The following is a 21,275-nucleotide window of genomic DNA, read 5'->3' as shown; positions in this document are numbered from 1 at the left end:
TCTTTCCTTTTATTCACTTCATCAAACAATTAACGTTTGATTTGAGACAATGGATGCTCTGGTGGATAGTTCGGAATCGTTGGTTTACCTGTTCCCAACATCACACACATCAAGGCATCTTCTTGACCTGGGTTAAATAGACCACGGTAGATTCCTGGTGGAATTGAAATCAGGTCACGCTCTTTTAAACGGGTCTCAAATTTTTCGCCGTTGTGCTCAATAAACAAATCAATTTCGCCGCGGAGCATAAAGAAAACTTCTTCAACATCGTGGTGAATGTGCAAAGGGCCTTCACACTGTGGTGGCAGAACCATGGTTGAAAACGTGAAGTTTTCTGCTGGTACAGTATTACCGTCATTTGCAACACCTGTTGCACCCGTACCCATATAACGCATTTGTGCACGGCGATATTTCGGGTCGTAATCGGCTTGGAACTTCAAAGCCTCAAAGTCATATTTACGTGTCTCAAAGCGAGCAATACGCGTGTTTAACCAATCTTCTAAAGAAGCATTTTCTGGTTGTGCCCACGATTCGAATTGTTGTGTAGTCATTTTTTAAACTCCTATACAGTGAATTAATAACGTTTTAAAAGAGGAACTAAGAACAACGATCCAATGACAGCGACAGCAGCCAAGAAGGTAATTCCTAAATTAAAACTGTGTGTTTGCATCACGATGTAACCGATAAGAACAGGCGCAATTGCACTTGCAAAATTACCTAAACCGTTAAATATTCCGCCCGCAGTCGCCCCTACATTTGAGGTGGTTACTCTTGCAAGCAGAGCAAATACAGCTGCTACTCCAAACCCCCATGCCATAGCACTTAAAGACATGGCAGCAATAATCAATAATGGCTCCGTCATAATGACCATCACATACATGAAGATGCCCGCGAGTAATAAACCGCTAAATACTTGAATTGCACGGCGGCCTAACTTGTCAGATAAAAATGCGCCGATAATTTCGCCAATTAACATGGCAATGAACGGAAAGCTTGAATACATCCCAAACTCTTTGAGATTGAATCCTTTGTCTTGCATAAGATAAGAAGGAACCCAACTGTTTAAGCCCCACAAATACGTCATCAATGCAATATTAAAGAGACACACCAACCAGAACGCGCTGTTACTTAAGAGCAATTTAGTATTGGCAATGTGACCTTTGAAATTGGTACGTTTACTCTCACCATCAATTTCGACAGTTTTCTTGAGCTGCAAGTTACGTAAACCAAAAACAATGCTGAAAATGGCAATGAGTGTTAAACCAGCCATCACGAAAAACGTGGTGTGCCAATCATGGTGAGCTAAAACATTTGCAGTAATTGGGAACCCAAGAAATGCTCCAATCGGTGTTCCAAGTAAGAACATGGTAGAAGCACGTGCTTGCTGATGATCTGTGTAAGTCTGCTTAACAATGGTGTATGCCAAGGCAAATAACGGACCTTCTGCCAAACCGAGCAGTACACGTAAAATCAACATGCCTGAATAACTGGTGGTGAAGCCCATGCAAAACATGAGTAAACCCCAAGAGGTCACGCTCCAGAACAGCATTTTCTTTGGGTTAAAGATGTCACCCAAAAAGCTTAGAAAGACTGATGAAAAACCATAAGCAAGTAAGAAACTTGTCATGAGCCATCCAAGCTTGGCCTTATCTTCAGCAATTCCCATTGCACTTTGAAAATGAGGATCTGAAAATAAAACCGCAATACTAATCTTGTCGAAAAACGCCAGTACCACACACACCATAAGGACAAAAGCAGGTACCCAATGCTTCAATCCACTTTTTTCTTCATTACTCATGTGTCATTCCTTCGATTTGGTAATGAGAACCAGATTTAATGTTTACGGTTTTAACTTCATGACATTAAATTCAGCATCTGCTAATAGTTTTGGATCTAAAACGGTGTTGGCTTGCATCCAACGTTTTGCTAGTTTGACTAGCTTCGAGTCATTAATGGCAATCATGTTGAGCAAACGATTTTCATGGTCCAGATATAAATAGCTCACCTGATATTCCCCGCCTTGGCGAATGACCACTTCTTTAGTTTTTTCAGGTTGATAGGTTCCTAAAATCTGAATATTGAAGTGATATTGATCAGACCAAAGCCATGGAATATCGCTATATTCAGTTTCAATTCCAAGCATCGACTTTGCTGCGGCAATCGCCTGATTTTGTGCATTTGCCCAAGACTGAATGCAGTAGCCCAAGCTCGGATGAATTGCGACATCGCCTGCGGCATAAATGTTTTGATCTGAAGTTTGTCCAAAGCAGTTCACCACAATGCCATCTTTCACATCGAGACCAGCGTGTACACCTAACTCTTTAGCAATCTCGGCACCCGCACCTACCACAACACAGTCAAATAACTGACTATTTTGAGGATGGTTCACCACTTCAACTTTCTGATTAGGCGCTTCAACCAAATGAAGGCTTTTGCTGTCTAAATGAATTTTTGTACCTTGGGTTTCATGCATATTTTTAAAAAATGCAGAAACTTCCGGACTCACACTTCTTGCACATAAACGGTCGCCATATTCAAAAATATGAACATCTTTACCTTGCTTACGTGCAGTTGCAGCAATTTCTAAACCAATCCAGCCACCGCCGATCACAGCGACATTTTTTGCATTCTTTAAAATTTCAGCCAAACGTTCACAGTCTTGCACATTGCGTAAGGTCACAACATTTGGAATGAACTGCCATGTATTGACTGGTACACGTGCACGGCTTCCAGTTGCAATCAACAATTTGTCATACGGCAAAACCTGGCCACTTTCTAAATGAACCTGTTTTTGCTCACGGTCAACTTTTGTCGCAATTTCCGGTTTATGCCATTGAACCTTGAACTCTTGAACTTGTTCAGGAGAGAACAGATTCAAACTTTCATAAGTTGCTTCTTTTGAAAGTACTTGCTTAGACAGTGGCGGACGCTCATAAAACACTTGATCTTCATTTGAAACCACGTGAATTTCGCCCACATAACCGTTTTGGCGTAGTGTGCTTACTGCCCAACCCGCTGCCTGTCCGGCACCTACAATTACGATCTTTTCCATAGCCATCTTCCTTGTAAAGCCATACCTGTTAAACAGGCTTCACCTGACGGCGAGTTGTGTCATCAAGACCACCTTCAATCGCCCATTCGGTGAAAAGCTCTAGACGATGTTCTTCTACACGCGGCTGCCATTCTTCTGTCAAATAATCATCGTTGGTGTAGTACTCAAATGCACCACCCAATGGTGAGTTGACGTACCAGAAATAAGCAGAAGAAATTGGGTGACGTCCCGGTCCAATAAAGGTTGACCACTCCGAACGATTCATATTTAAACCACCCCCAATTACTTCATGGATATCACGTACTACAAACGCAACATGATTTAAGCCAGCAGGTTTATTTGGAACACTCAGCAAGAATAAATCATGGTGATAACCTTCACCGCGGCAACGTAAGAATGCACCACGATTTTTATAAGCATCAGATAAATGGAAGCCTACTTTCTCAATATAGAAGTTTTCAGTTGTTGCCAAATCTGGTGTGAAGAACACCACGTGTCCAATCGCAACAGGTTGACCTTTTTCATAGACAGGACTTGCTGCATTCACACGTTGAATGTTGCCGTATTGGTTAATGCCTTCCGTTTTAAGTTCAGACACATCTTTAACAAAACTTTGTTCAAAACGAATGGTCATGCCATTTGGGTCAAGACACTGAACTGTATTTTCAGAACGTTTAAAACCTTCTACATCAGCCAAACGAGTTGCCAAGTCCTCAAGGTCTTGAGAATTATCAACACCCCAAGTGACTTCACGTAAAGTTGAGCCTTGTTCAATCGCAGGTGGCAAACGATCATCATCACAATTAAATAGATAAATCTTACTGCCATTTTGAGTTTGGTATAAATCTGTACCTTCAATATCCGAAGTACTTTGGCTTAAACCAAAATCTGCTAGAAACTTGTTTGAAGCGACTCTATCCTCAACTCCAAACTTTAAAATCTCGATCCCTGTAATCATTTGACTACTCCTTAGTTAAAGACAAAACCGCCATTGACCGGAATATTTTGACCTGTCACAAAAGAGGACAAATCCGACAGTAGATACAATGCTGTTCCATTTAAATCTTGTGGAAGTTGCTGACGTTGAATCGCTCTTCCATTGACATATAAATCGTGACGTTCCTGTGGTACATACTCAGTTGCTTCAACCAGAGTAAGTCCCGGTGACAATGTGTTGACACAGATATTAGATTGTCCCAACTCTCTTGCCATTGAACGTGTCATGGCAACAATTGCACCTTTACTTGCCACATAAGCCATTAGGTTCGGTGCGCCCCAAAGTGCTGTATCGGAAGCAACATTAATAATTTTGCCAGCAGCCGATTGCTTTAAATGGGGAACGCATGCCTTACTAATTAGCCATGTGCCTTTTACATTAATATTCATGACCCGATCCCAAAGTTCAGGATCGTAATCAATCATATTTTTTCCACCTACATTGGTTGCCAGTGCCGCACAGTTCACAAGGCCATCTAGTCCTTGTAATACTTCAACGCTTTTTGCAACCGCATTTTCAATAGAGTCTGCATTGGCAAGGTCAACGGTGACAGCATGAACGTTTAGCCCTTGTTGCTGTAAAGCTTGAGCTTCTTGTTGCACCAAGTCAGACAAAATATCTGCCATCACAACTTCAGCACCTGCCTCGGCAATGGCTTGAGCAAAATCTCGGCCTAAACCACGTGCAGCACCAGTCACTAAAACTTTTTTGCCTTGCAACAACGCTACATTAGCCATGAGCTTCTTCCTGCATCTCGATACGGTTTGATGCATTTAGCGCAGCAATTTTCTTTAATTGCTTTTCAGCTTCTTTTTTCATTAAACGGCGTAAACGTGCAAGACCTACATCGTGTTGATAGAGGAACTCTTTTTCACGCGCATTTGGTGCAAGGTTTTCTAAAATAATTCGGTCTTGTTCCAATACATCCCAATGCAACTGTTCTAAATGATTACGATATAAGAAACGCCATACATTACGTTGCCAGCCACTCACCTTACGGCAGCGCCAGAAAAATACGCGAGTATTGTTAGCGTCAATTGGCGTTGCATAGCCCACAATCCAGAATTCGCCACCTGGGCCAAATTGCTTACGGTATGGAATTGAAAGACGTAACCAACTCGCACCTGTTGAACCATATTCAACCCAGTCGAAGTTCACACCTAATTGACCTTCTTTTTCAAAGACAAAGCCATTATCGGTCGTGCGGTGTTTCATCTCTGCGGTACGATCACCATCTGCCATCGAGTGCGATGTCGCATGTAAATAACTACCATGCATTGGGTCCATCACATTATCAATCGCGTATTGATGGTTTACTTTCCAGTCTGCTTGGCAAAGGAATGCACTCCACTCTTCGCTTGCAAGTTGCTCTGGGAACTCAAGCGGCGCTGGTTGTTCATTTGCATCGATACCAAACCAAATGAAGATTGCGCCATGTTGCTCAATTACAGGATAGTTCTTTAAACATTTAGTTCCAGTCATTGGACATTCATGAACCGCTGGCACATCGGCAACCACACCATCGGCACGAACTTCAACACCGTGATACCAGCAAGCAACTCGATTCCCTAAGTTCCAACCAAGGGAAAGACGAGCACCGCGGTGTGGACAGCGGTCTTCAAGCGCATGAACCTGACCTTCGGCATCACGCCAAACCACAATATTTTCGCCTAAACGAGTAATCCCGACTGGATTAGCAGCGACTTCCCAACTTGCTAAAACCGGGTGCCATTGGTCACGTAAACCAAGTTCTAAATATTCTTCAGCGCTTTGTGAAGTTGATACGATTGCGTTCATTTTATTCTTCCCTGAATCAATAACCTAAACGTTGCATTTCTTCTGTAAAGCTTGCAGAAGTCCATTCATTACCAGATTCACACCGGAAACCCTGTTGATTAAGTGCAGAAACAACGTCATCTAACTCTGTTGCGCCCGCAGAAAATGCCTGAATCAAGTTCTTTACAAAATCTTGTTCGTAGAGTGTTGGTTCTTTATAACGTGTTTGCCAAACCAACAATTCAGATTGACCAGGAATTTGAATATTGTTGATGCCTGCTTCGGTTGCCGGCGTTGCATGAATCCAGCTTGCCAACTTTTCATTAAATGTCTTCATTGTTCTGCTTCCTTGTACATGTGAGGACTAGAGTTGAATTTGAATATCCTGTCCTTCAACACGAACTGGGTACGTACATAGGTTTCTACACCCGGGTCCACTTTTTAGCTCACCTGTTTGAATGTCAAAAATTGCTTCATGCAATGGACATTCAACAGTCTGATCTTCGATAAATCCTTCGGTTAATAAGGCATACGCATGAGGGCAAACATTTTCGATAGCAAAGTAATTTTCGTCGACGAAAAATACGCCTATTTTTTTCCCTTCAATTTCGATGGCTTTCGGCTCATCTTCGCTAACGTCACCCTGCTGACAAACTGAGATCCAACTCATACCTTGCGTCCTCATTTTGTTTTATATACAAAACATAATTTGATTTTCAAAACACAGGCTAAGCATAATACCCCTGATCATTTTTTGTCAAAGTAAAAATAAATATAAAATTCATTTACTTAATTAATTTTAAATATTTTGTTACGTTTCAAACAAGAAACAAAGTTTTGAATATAAAAATTGTTTTATGCATTTTTAACAATTACAATAGTTATAAAATAAAGCAGCATGCCCCAAATTGAATCATGTTTTATTTATAGGAAAATGACACGAATGAGCATAGCAATTGAAGAAGATTTGCAAGAATCAGAAACAACAAAAAATGATGATCGTTATTTAGTACCCGGACTTGTACGGGGTTTAGCTATCTTGCAAGCATTTAACCAACAAGCGCAAGAAATGACCATTACAGAAATTGCTGAAATTTTAGAAGTGAACCGTTCTAGTGCATTTCGTCTGATCTATACACTCGAATCTTGTGGCTATTTAAGAAAAGCATCTCAAAAAACTTATGCTCTCGATTCCAAAGTCATGGAGCTTGGGTTTAACAGTTTATCTAAACTTTCATTACTCGATTTATCGACACCATTAATGAAAGAACTACGTGACCAAACCAAACTTGCGGTACACCTTTCAATTTTAGAAGGCACTCATATTGTCTTTGTAAATAACATTCAGTCGATGGGAACCTTCACGAGCAACATTAGCTTAGGGACTCGCTGGCCTGCTCATGCAACCGTCATTGGTCAAATGTTATTGTCTGATTTACCTGAAACTGAAGTACGTCAGCGTTACCGTAACTTTGATGATTGGGATAGTTTTTCTGAACTGACTCCAACCAATTTAAAAACCCTATTACAAAGATTAGTCTATGTAAAAACCCAAAAAACCATGGTGAGCTGGGGTCATTACAATCATGATATGGCAGCCTGTGCTGCGCCTATTTTTAAACAATCAAACGGTAAAATGGTCGCTGTTATCTCTGTGAGTTGCCCAATTACTACTTACGATGAAAAAACATTTAAAGAAGATATCGCAAGCCTCGTTGTTGAAACAGCAAATAAAATTTCCAAATTTATTTATTAAAAAAAAGCGACGTTAAGTCGCTTTTTTTGTGATTTTATTTCTTAAATTAAAAATTACGCTTAGATACTTTCCCATTCATATCTTGAAAAATCAGTGCCGAAACGCTTTCTTTAATATCAAATTTTAAATACTGCTGTTTAAATTGAACAACCGCATAAAACTCTTCAGCACCGTCATCTAAGCCAGTGGCAGAAATCTGGCTGCCTTGTGGAAAATCCTTAAGCCATGCAGCATTATAAAAATCTGAGACTGAATTAAATTCACAATACTCTTTTGGCTCGGCCATTATTTTTGCGGCAATTTGATCAAACTGTTGCTGTTTATAACCATCTAAGCTCAACAACATGACCATTCTCCAAATTAAACCGGCTCAGAAGATAAATTCTGTTTCTTTTTAACCTTTTCCCATTGATACCAGCCATAAGCCGCCATTAACACAAAGGCTGCATATAAAGCGGCTGTTAAAAATAAATCTTTATAGATAAACATGCCTACATAAATAATATCAACGAACACCCAAAGTACCCATGTGGCAATATGCTTTCGGCTGGTCCAATACGTTGCCAGTAAACTAAATGCTGCAAGCTGTGAGTCGAGCATCGGTACTGCTGCATCGGTAAAGTTTTTAAGAATTAAACCAAACAGTAAGCCACCTACCGCAGCAATAATCATTTGGATGATAGCGGTTTGAACTGCAATAGGTTCAATTCGAATGTCGTGATCTTGCTGCTTTCCTTTGAACCAATAGTAAAAGCCATAAAAATTTACGACCATAAAAAAGAACTGCAAAATTGTTTCGCCATATAGCTTAAATTCGTAAAACAAATAGGCATATAAAACAAAGGCAAAGAAATTAAACAGCCAACACCACATATTACGGATGACGGTTAATCCAACTCCAATGAGACTAATTAAGACCGCAAAGATTTCTAGAGGTGACATAAGCTGCTTATTGAGATCAATTTGACGAGGTATTATGAGAAAAATATGAAGCTAAGCAAACTACTAATTTAAAGTAATCAAAAAAACCATGTCTCATGCTTGAATCTAATTTGTACTTTTCCATTTATATGTTATAAAAATATCATCTATATTTTAATATACTTATCATGTTTTTATCTAAAGCCCATTGTTGTCTAGCGCGTCAATCATACGCCGCAGAGATTAAGTTCTATGTGGTCAATTGGCGACGTCCTTATTTTGGACAATTTGGCGCTTTAGATACGAAAATCGAGATATTTAATTTGTAATATATCCTCTGATTTTCATCACAAGCCGCCATAAAACGCGGCTTTTTTTATGCCCTTTTAAAACACCAAAGAACAAACTTTCTGGAGCTTTCTATGAAGCCATTATTTGAACAACAGAGTATATCCACCCCGCAGATTCAGCCGGCTGTAGCATCATCTTCATCTCCGACTCGCCTTGCTACAGCCGGCCAATTTATTGCTGTCGTCATTATTTGGTCGCTTACCCCACTCGCGGCCGTCTGGACAGTACAAGAAATTCACTGGGCATGGGGATTATTTATTCGGTTCAGTCTGGCGATTCCAATCGCCTTGCTGTGTCTAAGATTTTTTCGCTTAAAGCTCATCTTTAGTAAAAAAGCTGTTTTAAGTTATTGTGCTGGAGCCATTGGCTTATTTGGCTCTATGGCGTTTTGCTATATGGGTGCAGATAAAGTCCCCTCTGCCATTATTTCAATTATTTACGGCACCTCTCCGTTAGTATCTGGACTGATTAGCTCCTTTTTATTAGGACGCGAACGATTTTCAGTATGGCAATGGCTTGGACTCGGTATTGCTCTTGTCGGGATGAGTTTTACTTTAGGACTGTCTTCATCAGGTTTTCAGCTCAACCGCATCGGTATTCTATTAGAACTGATCGCGATGCTGTTTTATGTCTTGTCGACGTTTGCCGTGAAATCTGTCGGAGCGCATATTCCGCCCATTACACAAATGACAGGTGCTACCCTTGTCTCATGGGTCGGTTATGTATGCTTGTTACCTTTCTTTTGGTCGCATCTTCCAACTGAATTTCCAAGTCTGAAAATTTCTTTAGCAGTGCTCTATAGCGCGGTTTTTTCATCTGTACTTGCCATGATTTTTTATTATCAGCTCATCAAAATACTACAACCAACGACTGTGCTACTTATTACCATTATCACCCCAGTGTTAGCCACATTTTGGGGAACATGGTTCAACCATGAGCAGCTCAGCTCACATCTTATTTTAGGTTTAACTCTGTTATGCCTAGGGCTATTGATGTACTCACGTCGTCCAACATAATATTTATAACCTGATTGAGAGCACTCATCAGGTTATTCTCTCCCTCATTCTTACATTAAACTTAATAATAAAAACTTAGTTTTATTTTAATCGCTCTTCTATTTTTGTTTACGGAATAGTCAACAAATTGTATTTGACACTTTTTAAACGAACGTTTAAAAACTTATTAAAAATAAACAAAGGACATCGGAAAAATGTCAAATCAAGAAGGAAAAGTCAGTCGTGAAACTCGCGGACATATTTTTTTAATTGGTCTAGATCGGGCAGCAAAACGTAATGCCTTTGATAGCCACCTGATTAAAGATTTATCACAGGCGCTTACTGAATATGAAAATAATGATGCTCTTCGCTGTGCAATTATCTTTGCTCATGGCGACCATTTTACGGCCGGATTAGATCTAGTTGAGTTACAACCCAAGCTCGCTACGGGTGTTTTTGATTTTAGTGATGAAGAAGTGAACCCTTGGGGTACAGTGGGACGAAAACTGAGTAAACCATTGATTGTTGCGGTACAAGGTTATTGCTACACCGCTGGTATCGAACTATTTCTGAATGCAGACATTGCTTTAGCAAGTGAAAATACTCAATTTGCGCAGATGGAAGTGCAACGTGGCATCTTACCTTTTGGTGGGGCAACTGCGCGCTTTACTCAAGCTGCCGGTTGGGCCAAAGCCATGCGCTATTTACTCACCGGTGACTCTTTTGATGCAAAAGCCGCCTTTGATATGAATCTGATTACAGAGATATGTCCAGAAGGTACTCAAATCAACCGTGCAATAGAACTGGCTGAACATATTGCTCAAGCTGCACCACTTGCTGTAAAAGCCACTCTCGCCTCTGCCCGTGAAGCGATTAATGAAGGTTATGAAACTGCTTTTAGCCAATTACAGGGTCATCTTCAGCCTTTACTCACCACAGAAGATGTTCAAGAAGGTGTGTTTGCCATGTTGCAAAAAAGACCGCCTGTTTTTAAAGGTAAATAAAATTTCATCACGCTAGAAAAATAAAAGAGAAAAGCAATGCAATCAGCAACTCAAATCAATGAACAGCTTAGCCAAACTGTACAATTCCCCGCTTTAGATGGCTATCAACTCAAGGGCACACGTTACTTTACAACGACACCAGCTAAAGCAAATATTGTCGTTGCGGGAGCAACGGGTGTGCCACATGAGTTTTACCGCCGCTTCGCTGAATATATGGCACAATTTGGTTACCAGATATTCACCTTTGACTATCGAGGGGTTGGAAAATCGAGTCCAAAATCTTTAAAAGGATTTGATATGTCTTATTTAGACTGGGGCAAACTCGATTTAGCAGGTGCAATTGAATATTTATCAAAAGAACCATTACCTCTTTTCATGGTTGGTCATTCCTATGGTGGCCATGCGCTAGGTCTACTACCTAATCATGATAAATTACTGGCCTGCTATACATTTGGTACAGGTGCTGGCTGGCACGGCTATATGCCACTAAAAGAACGTTTTAAAGTTCAAGTGGTCTGGAATATCGTATTTCCACCTATCGTTGCCGTGACAGGTTATTTGCCTTGGAGCAAATTTAATATGGGTTCTGATTTACCCTTAAATGTTTATAAACAGTGGCGTAAATGGTGTAAAAACCCTAAGTATTTTTTTGCAGACCCAGAACAGCAACACTTAATTGAACAATATGCTGCTGTCAAAACCCCAATTTATGCAGTATCTGCCCTAGATGATGATTGGGCTTTACCCGCTTCATGTCGCGCATTTATGCAGCATTATCGACAAGCTCAAGTCTCATACGTCAGTCTTCAACCTCAAGATGTTGCTATGAAAACCATTGGCCACATGGGCTACTTTAAAAAAGATGCTGAACAAATTTGGAATAAAATCCGCACCACTTTTGATAGTTTTTTATAAAACTGCTTTATGTTTTGGATAATGTGAAATGAGACCGCAAAAACTGACCAAAGAAGATCTGCTTAAGCACTGCGCTTTGCAGTTCAAAACTTATGGATATGCAGGAACGAGCATGGACATGCTGGCAAAAGCTTGCGGCCTCACCAAAGCTTCTTTTTATTATTATTATCCAAATAAAGAAGCGCTTTTGCTTGAAGTGTTAAATGGTACTCATCAATATTTAATCCATTCTTTATTTGGAACGACTGCAAGTTCAGAACTCTCAGCCATTGAACGTTTTGAGCAAATGCATAAACGTGCTGTCCAGTTTTTTACCCAAGGCGTGAATGGTTGCCTGATTGGGGTCATTTCAATGGAGGCGGCGTATGGTTCACCTGAAATTTTAGCCAAAATACGCAGTATTTTTCAGGACTGGCAACTGGCTATTCAGTCTATTTTTGCTTGTTGCATTGCTCAAGATCGAGCTGAGATTTTAGCAAAACAAAGTATTGCTGATTATGAAGGAGCAATCTTGATGTACCGTGTCACTCATGATGAGTTTTACATCGATCAAGTTAAGCAACGTATTCTTGGACTTCTTAATTCTTAAAAAAAATAAAGCCCACTTAAAGTGGGCCTTATTTTATGGCTAATCGTTATTCAACTCTAACGATTTTACCTAATTCATCGTGGTGAACGACTGTAATTTTTTGGCTACGTCCCTGCTCAATTTCATGTTCAGGTAAATCAAAATAGCGCGCATAATCATCAGTCTGTTTTGCTTTAAGTGCACTGCCACCGACACGGCGCTCTGGTAGCAAATGGCTCCATAACAATAAGCAAATTGCACAAGCAATTAATGCGGTAAGGCCATGTTCAATTCCTACACCAAAGGCACTAAATAAACGGTGTACCAAATGAGTTTTTTGTAACTCAACCAATAGCCATACAAACACGAACGGACGCCACAACAACAACCAAACCGCCCACATCATGGCTGTGCTTGTTGTAGAAGCATAGCGTTTATGCCATGGTAATTGACGGCGTAAATCAATAATCAACGAATCTGTCTTCATTTCTCTCTTTACCTAACGAAGTGCTGTGGTTTTTCCCCAGACATCAATACAGCACGATCTTTAAAATCTCATGACTCTTGCATTTCATTCTAGCGAATGCCCCGATCCGGGCTCACCCAACGTGCTCGTTTCTCATCTCCACGTCGTAAGACTTTTGGAAATGCCACAATGGTTGCTGAAATAGTGATTAGCCAAAAGACCAATGGATACCAGATCATCCAGAAATAGTTTTTTCCTAGATGCGGTTCATAACGACTATCCATCCATTTGCTTAAAGCAAACTGAATTAGACAGGTTGCCCCCAATAAAATACCGGTACCATACGGTAAAAATGGGGAGCTCACAACAGCTAATGCAGGGACTGGTAAAATAAAATGTACCAACCACAACAAAGCCATCGCTAGCATTAAATATGACCAGACTAAAGTTAAGCAAAGCTCAAACATTAACGGCCATAAAAAATTCAATTTTGGTTTAGTGAACACATCAATATTTTTAATTAATACTTGTGCACCACCCATTGCCCAACGTAAACGTTGTTTCCACAACCCATTTAGGGTTTCAGGCATTAAAATCCAAACCAAAGCATTCGGTTCAAACTCAATATCCCAACCTGCACGCTGTAACTTCCAAGTAATATCGATATCTTCAGTCAACATATTTGGTGACCAATAATCGACTTGGTGAACGGCACTTTTACGAAAAGCAGTAATTACCCCCGATACGGTAAACAAGCGACCAAAAGTACGCTGTGCACGTTTAATCATGCCCACAATCGAAGAAAACTCACCGACCTGAATACGCCCTAACAAAGTTGAGCGAGTACGGATACGTGGGTTTCCAGTAACAGCTGCAACCGTTGGATTTTCAAGGAAATGACGAATCATCCACTTTGCTGCATGTGGATCAAGTAAAGCATCACCATCAATACCAATTAAAAATTCGGCATCGGTCATTAAGCTTCCGGCTTGCAACCCCATGGCTTTACCTTGGTTTTGCGCCAAATGAACAACACGTAATTTTTCATGTTGTTCTGCTAAGCGGTCAAGTACTTCACCTGTATTATCTGAGCTACCATCATTAATCGCGATGACTTCAAAATGAGGATAGTCCAGTTTTAAAGCATGACTAATGGTTTCCTCTGCATTATCCCCTTCATTAAAACAAGGAACTAATACAGCGACTTTTGGATAACTTTCCAATGGAGCGGGTTGATCATAAGGCGGAGCCTGACGTTCTCTCCAATAGAAAATGATCGCACCCATCATCCATAAATACGACATGAATAATGGATAGTAAAAAACGAATTTTAAGGCATGCGACCATATTGCAGCAAAGATTGTCATGTTTCAGCCTCGACTACGGCACAAGACGAGATGATTTTTCAGCAAATGCTTTATGCATTACGTCAACATCCGGGTGATCTTTGATTGGGTCATCAGGGTAATATCCGACATGCATTACACCTTGCTGATACAGTGAATGAATTGTTGCTGCCATTTCAGTTGAAGGTACCTTTTCATTTTTACGCCAGTCGGTTGCCTGTAATTCAAAAACAGTTTTCTTGAGACCATTAGGATATTGTTTCACGCGATCAATCATGTCTTTATAGAACTGATCTGAATTATCGACCTGCTCCATATAAGGCATTGCCATAATAGCTGTAAAATCATAATGCTTTAATGACTCTTCAAGCGATTGTGAATACCAGTTTTCCGCATATGGTTTTAAAGCCACCTGCGCATATAAATTACGTGCAGTCACCAAGAACGGCTCATATTGTCTCACGTCATCAACGAGTTGCATTGCAAAATCATCTAAATATTTTGTCTTATATGCAGTCCATTTCTGCAAGTCTTGATCGTTATCACGGATTTTTGCTAAATCTGTTGGTAAACCTTGTTTTGCATAAGCCTTTAAAGCATCAGGGCTTGCATCTTCATAGTCAGATAAGGTGACGTCGTCATGGAATAAAAGTCCGTTAAACGGCGTTGATTTAGCTAAATCCTGATAAATTTCACGAATAGTTTGGCGTGCATCTGCTGAGAACGGACTTAAACGGATATAACCCATATTAAGGTGCTCACTCGCTTTTTCCTGCTGAGTTACCACCAAGTCCTTAGAAACAGGATCGGTTTTTGGTAGTTCCCACGCCAATAACGGCATCCACGCATAAATACGGCTTACAGAAGTGCGTGTTTGAATTTGCCATGCAACACGGTTAAACAAGTCTGCACGCATAGGAATATGACGGTTTGGGAAATAAACCATATCCGCAGAACCATTCGCATCAGGATCTGAAAATGCTTGTAAATAAACTGTATTTACACCCATGCCATTAATTCGATCTAACAAGTGACCTAAATTGCGCTCTTGTTGTTTCGGGTCTGGATCATAAATATAGTCCAGATCGACATGCATGATTTTTTGCGGACGATTATTATCCGTTAAATTTAATTCACGGTTTTTAATTTCTTGAGCCAAATCATCAGTTGTCATTCCGCCTTCTACCAAAATACGGCTCATATTTTGTAGAGATTGTTTTGCATGGTCTGCCCCATCATCAAGCGTAATGGTCACTGGCATACCCAATTTTTTTGCAATTTGGACAGTTTGCATATTATAGCGACCATATGGCCACACCATAACACGTGGCGAACGTAAGCCATGCGCTTTTAATAAGTCATTATTCTTTTTCAGGTCGCCATAGATTCGTGCTTCATATTGTTTATCGTTTTCATATGTTTGTGTTTTAACATCATAAAAACGTGTGGTCGCAGCAGGTTCAGAGTTACCTTGTGGGTTACCTGTAATACCACGATGCAAATGATAGCTATGGTTCGCAATTTCGACTAAACCACTATCTTGCATCTCTTTAAGTTCATTCCAGCTTAAGATTTTATCACGTGGAATTTCTTCACCCGAAAAATCTACTTTTTGACTAGCTTTGGGCTCTAACCATGAACCCACTACAGCCAAAACAACCGGAATCTTTTTAGCTTTAAGAACTGGATAAGCATTTTGATAAAAAGACTGATAACCGTCATCTACAGTTAATAAAACCGGTTTTGTAGGCAGTTGAAATTTGCCCTGATGAGCACGGATCAACTGATCAACCGTAATAAAATGGAATCCGTTTTTCTGTAGCCACTCAACGTGCTGTGTAAATTGTTGAGTCGTCACTGCATATTGAGGAATTAACGCATTTTTAGTATCGGTAATTTCATGATAACCAATCACCGTGAGTGTTGAAGCGTCCAGTTTAGGTGGTTTGGCTAATGCCATGCCTGACAAACCTGCCAAGGCCAAGCCAAGTGATATGTTCAACAAAGGAGATGCAAAGCGGATAATCATGAAATAGCGTCTCAATAACAATATAGATTACTTATGTGAAATTTGATGTTAGGCACAAACTTTTTTGAAAGTTGGTCTTAATATCACACTGCTCACAAATGAACAGTTTTTCAGTCAGCATTTATAATCAAATAATCTGAAAATAATCTTAAATATTCAAAAAGCTAAAATATAAATTAATAATGTATTTATATTTAAAGCTCATATAAACAAGAAAGCCCCCTAAAGGGCTTTCAATTTTTCACTAGTCACGAGTTTTGACATCAAATAATTCAATTTCAAAAATTAAATTAGAATTCGCTGGAATAATCTTACCCATTTTACGCTCACCATAAGCTAAATGAGCAGGCACGATTAACTTACGCTTACCGCCAACTTTCATTCCCATAATGCCTTGGTCCCAGCCTTTAATTACACGACCTGTTCCAATCACACATTCAAAATAGTTACCGCGGTCAATTGAAGAGTCGAATTTAGTACCGTCTTCTAACCAACCTGTATAGTGAGTTGTAATCAAAGCACCTTTAACCGCTTCTTTGCCTTCACCTACTTTTAAATCGATAATTTCTAATTCATTTGACATGGTTTAACCCTTAAACTGAATTTCTAAAATCGCAATTAGTACTTAGTGTACCAACTGAATCTGTAGAATTTGTTGCGCTTTTCTAAATTACTGTAACTGTGTCCAAACAACATTTGCCTGACCCTTTTCACCTAAAAGCGTCCACTCGTTGTCCATCACATTTAATTGTAGTTGCATGGTACGTTCACAGAGCTGTTCAAGCTCGGCTGTACTTTGAGGCGCAATTTGCCACACCTGAACGTTACTTAAGGTTTTAATTTTACTGTTTCGCTTCCACCAGTCTTCGACTTGTGTGCCATAAACAACAACCGCAACCGTTTTACAACGCGCACTGGCTTTTTTAACTTTATCTTCAGACGGCAAACCGACTTCAATCCAAGTTTCTAGTTGACCCGTTAAATCTTTTTGCCATAACGCTGGCTCATCAGTTTCAAAAAGGTCTTTAGTAAACTCAAGCTCATCACTTGCGAAACGGGCAAAAGCCATCAAACGAACCATTAAACGTTCTAAAGTTTCCGAAGGATGCAAGGCAAGCGTCAGTTGATAATCACCATAAATATGGTCATCCATATTGGCAATATTCAAGTCTGCCTTATAAATTGTTGCTTTAAGCGCCATGATTAATATGTTCCAAAATTTGGCGCTAAGGATACTCGATTTTAGGTAAAAATTATAAAAAAACTGAACAATGCAAAGCATAGTAATTGGAAATTTGCATATTCTTCCAAAACGCTCTGCTTGCTTTAGAGTTGGCCGGCTTTTTGCTTGAAAGAGAAATATTCTCCTCTTGCTAAAATTGATGACTTATGTGGCAGAAGCTTAAACGTAGTTTATTTTTACAGGTTCTTTGTGCTCTCTTGCTAGGAGTTGCAGTTGGGGCTGGTTTTCATGATTTCTCCCTATCTTTAAAGCCATTGGGCGATGGTTTTATTTCTTTGATTAAAATGCTGATTGCCCCCATTGTGTTTTGTGTCGTTGTACTGGGAATCTATGGTGCAAATGACATCAAAAAAATGGGCAAAGTCGGTGCAAAAACCATTCTCTATTTTGAAGTGGTCACCAGTATTGCTTTAGTTTTAGGCATTATTGTGGCTTATGTATTTAAACCGGGCGTCGGTATGAATATCGATATCAGCCATTTAGATGCAAAAGATTTAAGCACCTATACCGAACGTGCTCATGAAATGCACACAGGTTCGGAATTTCTACTCAATATTATTCCGAAAACATTCACTGCTGCTTTTGCAAACGGCGATATTTTACAAGTTTTACTCATCGCTATTTTATTTGGTGTATCACTACTTTTAATTCCTAAACATTTGGCAGAGTTAGTACGTCAGGCGCTTGAAGCTTTTTCAGAAGTCTTCTTCAAAATTATGGGTCTGATTATTCGTTTAGCGCCGATTGGTGTATTCGGATCAGTGGCCTATACCACAGCCAAATTTGGTTTAGATTCACTTCTACAATTGGGCTATTTGGTTCTATTGTTTTATGCGACCTGCATTTTATTTGTTGTGGTTGTCTTAGGTTCAATTTTAAAACTTGCAGGTCTCAACATCTTCAAATTTGTGGCTTATTTTAAAGATGAATTAGCGATTGTTTTGGGTACAGCATCTTCCGACTCTGTTTTACCTCAAATTATGAAAAAGCTCAGAAATCTGGGAATTAAGGATTCAACGGTAGGTCTGGTCATTCCTACGGGTTATTCTTTTAACTTAGATGGGTTTTCAATTTACTTAACTTTAGGGGTAATCTTTATTGCACAAGCCTGCAATATTGATTTATCCACTCACGACCTATTGGCTATTTTGCTAGTTTCACTCATCACATCTAAAGGTGCCCACGGTATTCCCGGCTCAGCTTTAGTTATTCTTGCAGCGACCCTGTCAGTTATTCCAAGCCTTCCTGCAATTGGTTTAGTGCTTCTACTTTCAGTCGATTGGTTCATTGGCATTATTCGTGCCTGCACTAACCTAATTGGTAACTGTGTTGCTGCTGTAGTGATTGCACACTGGGAAAAAGATATTGACCATGCTCAAGCCAAAGCAGTATTAGATACAAAACCTTAAAATCTGTTTTAGAGAACATTAAATCATCTTTGGTTTAATGTTCTCTATTCTTTAAGCTGACAAGCAAGTAACGCCGTTTCAAAAGCCAACCAATCGTGATGATGTTCACTAATGATTTCAATACGGTTATCAATACCCTCTTCGCCAGACTTATAATTAAACTGATCAGGATTAAAGTTAAAAACTTTCCAACCTTGATCTGTATTAAAAATTCCCTTAATTCGAAGCCAGTCTTGCTGCGCACACAATAAATCTAGCAAATTATAAAAATCGAATTTCCAGCGTTTAGGTAATTTCCAACCTGCCACAATATAGCCTTGTGCCGACTCGACATAATGATAAGGTAATTGCTGAATTTCCTTCTTAACCTCGGTTTCAGTCATTTGTTTTTGAAGTTTAAGTAAAGGCTGTATAGATCGCTCAGTTAAACGAGCAGCTACATCAATTTTATTTAGAGCTAACTGACCATTTTCAGTTTTAATCCATTCTTGTTGATAAGGCTGATATTCTTCTTTTAATAACTCAAGCGCCTGATCATCTTCAAAAGTCATCACATCAGTATGTGACACCACCACAATCTGGGCAGCTTTTAACTGATCTTCATAAAGGTTTTGTTTAACCCAATTTGTATCGTGCAAACGGCTACCATCAACAACAGTAATTAATGCTCGCATGGCTAAACTACTTTGCCAATGAGGTTCAGTCAGTTGGTCAAATAACTGTGAAGGATGCCCAAGTCCTGTTGGTTCAATAAAGAGTCTATCTGGCTTTTGTTCACTCAATAAACGAGCTAAAGCAATATGCATAGGCAATTGACTGCTACAACACAAGCAACCACCTAATAATTCTTTGACTGCATAGCCTTCATCTTGAGGTAAGAGTTGTTGGTCTACTCCAATTTGCCCAAACTCATTCATTAATACTGCCCAGACTTCATCTTTAGGCTTCTGACTTAATAAATGCTGTAATAATGTGGTTTTCCCTGCCCCTAAAAAACCGGAAATAATATGGGTAGGAACAGTTTTTTGGGCAAAAAATTTCACAAGCGACTCAAATCAACAAGGTTTCAAAACTAAGAAAGGTATATCACTGTTTAAATCCCATGAAAATGATTTTTCACTTTGAAGATATACTTTTCAATTATCAGGCTAAAACACTTAATATGTGACATATATCTCACTCAAAATCTAATTTAACTTTTGATAATTAAAATTCAAACGGAATATTCTATTTATGCGTATTCACAATTCATGCCAGAGTGTAAGTTTTACGTAACACAATTGATCTTTTTTCATTCGATAAGAAATATTTTTACACATTTTAAGGTGTAATTAAGCCCTTTAATTTTACAGATTCCGCACATAAACGGCCCGTATATTTCATATTGTTAAGATAGCCGTAATAGATTGTTAAGTTAATTGATGTAATCCAAACCTCGGCTTAGCATGTGTCCTAGCTTAGTCATTCAGCCATACAGGTTTCATGTAGGTACGAACGATTAGGTTTAATTTATTTTTAAATGAAATTTAAGGATGCCATAAAATGAAATTAGCTAAAACTTTACTCGCTACTACACTTGCTTTAACTGCTGCTTCAACTTTCGCTGCTTCTAAGCATGACCAAGCACATACCACTGCTGGTGAAGAAAAAGTTGTTGTTTCAACTCAAGAACAAGCAAACACTGCAAATGCTGCATCTGATGCTGTAGGTTCTGCTTCTGAAGCTGCTCCTGCAACTCGTTAATTCTCTCAGCACTCTCCTCCAAGCTCAGAGATAATTTTACTGAAATGAAATATGGACGCTGAATTTTAGTAAAGAAGAAAAAGGATCGAACCATGCTGCGGTTCGATCCTTTTTTTTTAAGAAGATTTTTTATACATGCTACAAGATGGGTTATGGTTTTCTTGTAGACGTAAAACTTTACGGTGCTCAGCTGCTTCAAAACGGCAACGCTTCCACTCTGTATCAAGTTTCAAATGAGGCACTTCACATGGCTTACCCTGTTCATCAACAGCAACCATAGTGAAATAACAGCTATTGGTATGACGTACTGTGCGCTTCTGAATATTTTGGGCTTCAACACGTATTCCGACTTCCATTGAAGTACGGCCTACATGGTTAACACTTGCCAAGAAGGTTACCAGCTCACCCACATAAATAGGTTCTTTAAAATTTACCTTATCTACAGATAAAGTCACCACGTAGCCACCCGAATAACGACTTGCGCAAGCGTAAGCGACTTGGTCTAGTAGTTTTAGAATCGTACCACCATGAACATTACCTGAAAAATTTGCCATATCAGGCGTCATCAAAACTGACATCGTCAATTCAGACTGATCATCAGTTGCTGTGGTTATTTCATCTAATGTAGGCATAGCTAAACTCTGTGTCTTAAAACAAGCTCAGTAAACATTATGGTTGATAATTCACAAAAAAAACATGCTTAA

Annotated in this window: 24 protein-coding genes; 7 read left to right on the top strand and 17 right to left on the bottom strand. The window is 39.4% G+C overall.

From position 1 onward, the window contains the following. Positions 1-29: 29 nt before the first annotated feature. The 8 genes from QLG01_RS00810 to QLG01_RS00775 are packed head-to-tail and all read right to left on the bottom strand — an operon-like array spanning position 30 to position 6,495. Positions 30-551: a cupin domain-containing protein gene (locus tag QLG01_RS00810; RefSeq protein ID WP_013198649.1), complete on the bottom strand. Its 522-nt coding sequence runs from the start codon at positions 549-551 to the stop codon at positions 30-32. Between the two features lie 23 nt (positions 552-574). Continuing rightward, complete coding sequence (locus QLG01_RS00805) at positions 575-1,798, bottom strand: MFS transporter (RefSeq protein ID WP_144733237.1); 1,224 nt, start codon at positions 1,796-1,798, stop codon at positions 575-577. 42 nt (positions 1,799-1,840) lie between these two features. Further along, positions 1,841-3,052, bottom strand: a complete 1,212-nt coding sequence (locus QLG01_RS00800; protein WP_282495618.1) for an FAD-dependent oxidoreductase — start codon at positions 3,050-3,052, stop codon at positions 1,841-1,843. Positions 3,053-3,080: 28 nt separating this feature from the next. Beyond that, entirely contained in the window at positions 3,081-4,010 is a 930-nt protein-coding gene (locus tag QLG01_RS00795) for a VOC family protein (protein WP_282495617.1), read from the bottom strand. Between the two features lie 11 nt (positions 4,011-4,021). After that, positions 4,022-4,786, bottom strand: a complete 765-nt coding sequence (locus QLG01_RS00790; RefSeq protein WP_005070723.1) for an SDR family oxidoreductase — start codon at positions 4,784-4,786, stop codon at positions 4,022-4,024. Further along, a complete protein-coding gene (locus QLG01_RS00785; protein ID WP_282495616.1) occupies positions 4,779-5,846 on the bottom strand; it encodes an aromatic ring-hydroxylating dioxygenase subunit alpha in 1,068 nt (355 codons plus the stop codon). Before QLG01_RS00785 ends, QLG01_RS00790 begins: the two co-directional genes overlap by 8 nt. A gap of 16 nt (positions 5,847-5,862) precedes the next feature. Further along, on the bottom strand, positions 5,863-6,162 hold the full coding sequence (locus QLG01_RS00780) for a recombinase-like helix-turn-helix domain-containing protein (protein ID WP_107973897.1): 300 nt from the start codon (positions 6,160-6,162) through the stop codon (positions 5,863-5,865). Between the two features lie 27 nt (positions 6,163-6,189). Continuing rightward, positions 6,190-6,495 (bottom strand): non-heme iron oxygenase ferredoxin subunit, encoded by a 306-nt coding sequence (locus QLG01_RS00775; protein ID WP_002117586.1) that lies wholly within the window; start codon positions 6,493-6,495, stop codon positions 6,190-6,192. Positions 6,496-6,768: 273 nt separating this feature from the next. Between QLG01_RS00775 and QLG01_RS00770 the strand changes: the two genes are divergently transcribed. After that, on the top strand, positions 6,769-7,581 hold the full coding sequence (locus QLG01_RS00770) for an IclR family transcriptional regulator (RefSeq protein ID WP_282495615.1): 813 nt from the start codon (positions 6,769-6,771) through the stop codon (positions 7,579-7,581). A 46-nt stretch (positions 7,582-7,627) separates the two neighbouring features. Here QLG01_RS00770 and QLG01_RS00765 read toward each other — a convergent pair whose 3' ends face one another. Both QLG01_RS00765 and pnuC read right to left on the bottom strand, forming a co-directional pair. Next, complete coding sequence (locus QLG01_RS00765; RefSeq protein ID WP_013198656.1) at positions 7,628-7,927, bottom strand: hypothetical protein; 300 nt, start codon at positions 7,925-7,927, stop codon at positions 7,628-7,630. A 14-nt stretch (positions 7,928-7,941) separates the two neighbouring features. Beyond that, a complete protein-coding gene (gene pnuC / locus QLG01_RS00760) occupies positions 7,942-8,523 on the bottom strand; it encodes a nicotinamide riboside transporter PnuC (RefSeq protein WP_192455529.1) in 582 nt (193 codons plus the stop codon). A gap of 401 nt (positions 8,524-8,924) precedes the next feature. Between pnuC and QLG01_RS00755 the strand changes: the two genes are divergently transcribed. From QLG01_RS00755 to QLG01_RS00740, 4 genes are all read left to right on the top strand, one after another. Beyond that, positions 8,925-9,869, top strand: coding sequence for a DMT family transporter (locus QLG01_RS00755; RefSeq protein WP_151766832.1), 945 nt, complete (start codon positions 8,925-8,927; stop codon positions 9,867-9,869). Between the two features lie 194 nt (positions 9,870-10,063). Next, positions 10,064-10,852, top strand: a complete 789-nt coding sequence (locus QLG01_RS00750; RefSeq protein ID WP_192455530.1) for a crotonase/enoyl-CoA hydratase family protein — start codon at positions 10,064-10,066, stop codon at positions 10,850-10,852. Between the two features lie 36 nt (positions 10,853-10,888). Beyond that, a complete protein-coding gene (locus QLG01_RS00745; RefSeq protein WP_282495614.1) occupies positions 10,889-11,767 on the top strand; it encodes an alpha/beta fold hydrolase in 879 nt (292 codons plus the stop codon). Positions 11,768-11,795: 28 nt separating this feature from the next. Next, the gene (locus tag QLG01_RS00740; protein ID WP_192455532.1) at positions 11,796-12,356 is read left to right on the top strand and encodes a TetR/AcrR family transcriptional regulator; all 561 of its coding nucleotides are present in this window, start codon (positions 11,796-11,798) and stop codon (positions 12,354-12,356) included. 46 nt (positions 12,357-12,402) lie between these two features. On the opposite strand, the gene pgaD is transcribed toward QLG01_RS00740, so the two are convergent. The 5 genes from pgaD to QLG01_RS00715 all read right to left on the bottom strand — a co-directional run bounded on the left by pgaD (position 12,403) and on the right by QLG01_RS00715 (position 17,377). Continuing rightward, positions 12,403-12,822: a poly-beta-1,6-N-acetyl-D-glucosamine biosynthesis protein PgaD gene (gene pgaD, locus QLG01_RS00735; protein WP_005303256.1), complete on the bottom strand. Its 420-nt coding sequence runs from the start codon at positions 12,820-12,822 to the stop codon at positions 12,403-12,405. 89 nt (positions 12,823-12,911) lie between these two features. Further along, on the bottom strand, positions 12,912-14,168 hold the full coding sequence (gene pgaC / locus QLG01_RS00730) for a poly-beta-1,6-N-acetyl-D-glucosamine synthase (RefSeq protein ID WP_004794047.1): 1,257 nt from the start codon (positions 14,166-14,168) through the stop codon (positions 12,912-12,914). A gap of 13 nt (positions 14,169-14,181) precedes the next feature. After that, positions 14,182-16,176 carry a poly-beta-1,6-N-acetyl-D-glucosamine N-deacetylase PgaB gene (gene pgaB, locus QLG01_RS00725; RefSeq protein WP_282495613.1) on the bottom strand — a complete coding sequence of 665 codons (1,995 nt, stop codon included), beginning with the start codon at positions 16,174-16,176 and terminating at the stop codon, positions 14,182-14,184. 244 nt (positions 16,177-16,420) lie between these two features. Further along, entirely contained in the window at positions 16,421-16,759 is a 339-nt protein-coding gene (locus QLG01_RS00720; RefSeq protein ID WP_002117532.1) for an FKBP-type peptidyl-prolyl cis-trans isomerase, read from the bottom strand. A gap of 87 nt (positions 16,760-16,846) precedes the next feature. After that, entirely contained in the window at positions 16,847-17,377 is a 531-nt protein-coding gene (locus QLG01_RS00715) for a YaeQ family protein (RefSeq protein ID WP_005303252.1), read from the bottom strand. A gap of 188 nt (positions 17,378-17,565) precedes the next feature. Between QLG01_RS00715 and dctA the strand changes: the two genes are divergently transcribed. After that, entirely contained in the window at positions 17,566-18,828 is a 1,263-nt protein-coding gene (gene dctA / locus QLG01_RS00710) for a C4-dicarboxylate transporter DctA (protein WP_049837654.1), read from the top strand. A gap of 44 nt (positions 18,829-18,872) precedes the next feature. Here the strand turns inward: dctA and QLG01_RS00705 are convergent, their stop codons facing one another. Next, positions 18,873-19,871, bottom strand: a complete 999-nt coding sequence (locus QLG01_RS00705; RefSeq protein WP_282495612.1) for a GTP-binding protein — start codon at positions 19,869-19,871, stop codon at positions 18,873-18,875. Positions 19,872-20,370: 499 nt separating this feature from the next. Between QLG01_RS00705 and QLG01_RS00700 the strand changes: the two genes are divergently transcribed. Beyond that, positions 20,371-20,571: a hypothetical protein gene (locus tag QLG01_RS00700; RefSeq protein ID WP_005303247.1), complete on the top strand. Its 201-nt coding sequence runs from the start codon at positions 20,371-20,373 to the stop codon at positions 20,569-20,571. Positions 20,572-20,687: 116 nt separating this feature from the next. Here the strand turns inward: QLG01_RS00700 and QLG01_RS00695 are convergent, their stop codons facing one another. Continuing rightward, positions 20,688-21,203 carry an acyl-CoA thioesterase gene (locus QLG01_RS00695; protein WP_005303245.1) on the bottom strand — a complete coding sequence of 172 codons (516 nt, stop codon included), beginning with the start codon at positions 21,201-21,203 and terminating at the stop codon, positions 20,688-20,690. Between the last annotated feature and the right edge of the window lie 72 nt (positions 21,204-21,275).

It is taken from the genome of Acinetobacter sp. V89_4, from assembly GCF_029967875.1.
Taxonomy (GTDB): Bacteria; Pseudomonadota; Gammaproteobacteria; order Pseudomonadales; family Moraxellaceae; genus Acinetobacter; species Acinetobacter oleivorans.
This window is presented reverse-complemented; position numbering and strand designations above follow the sequence as displayed.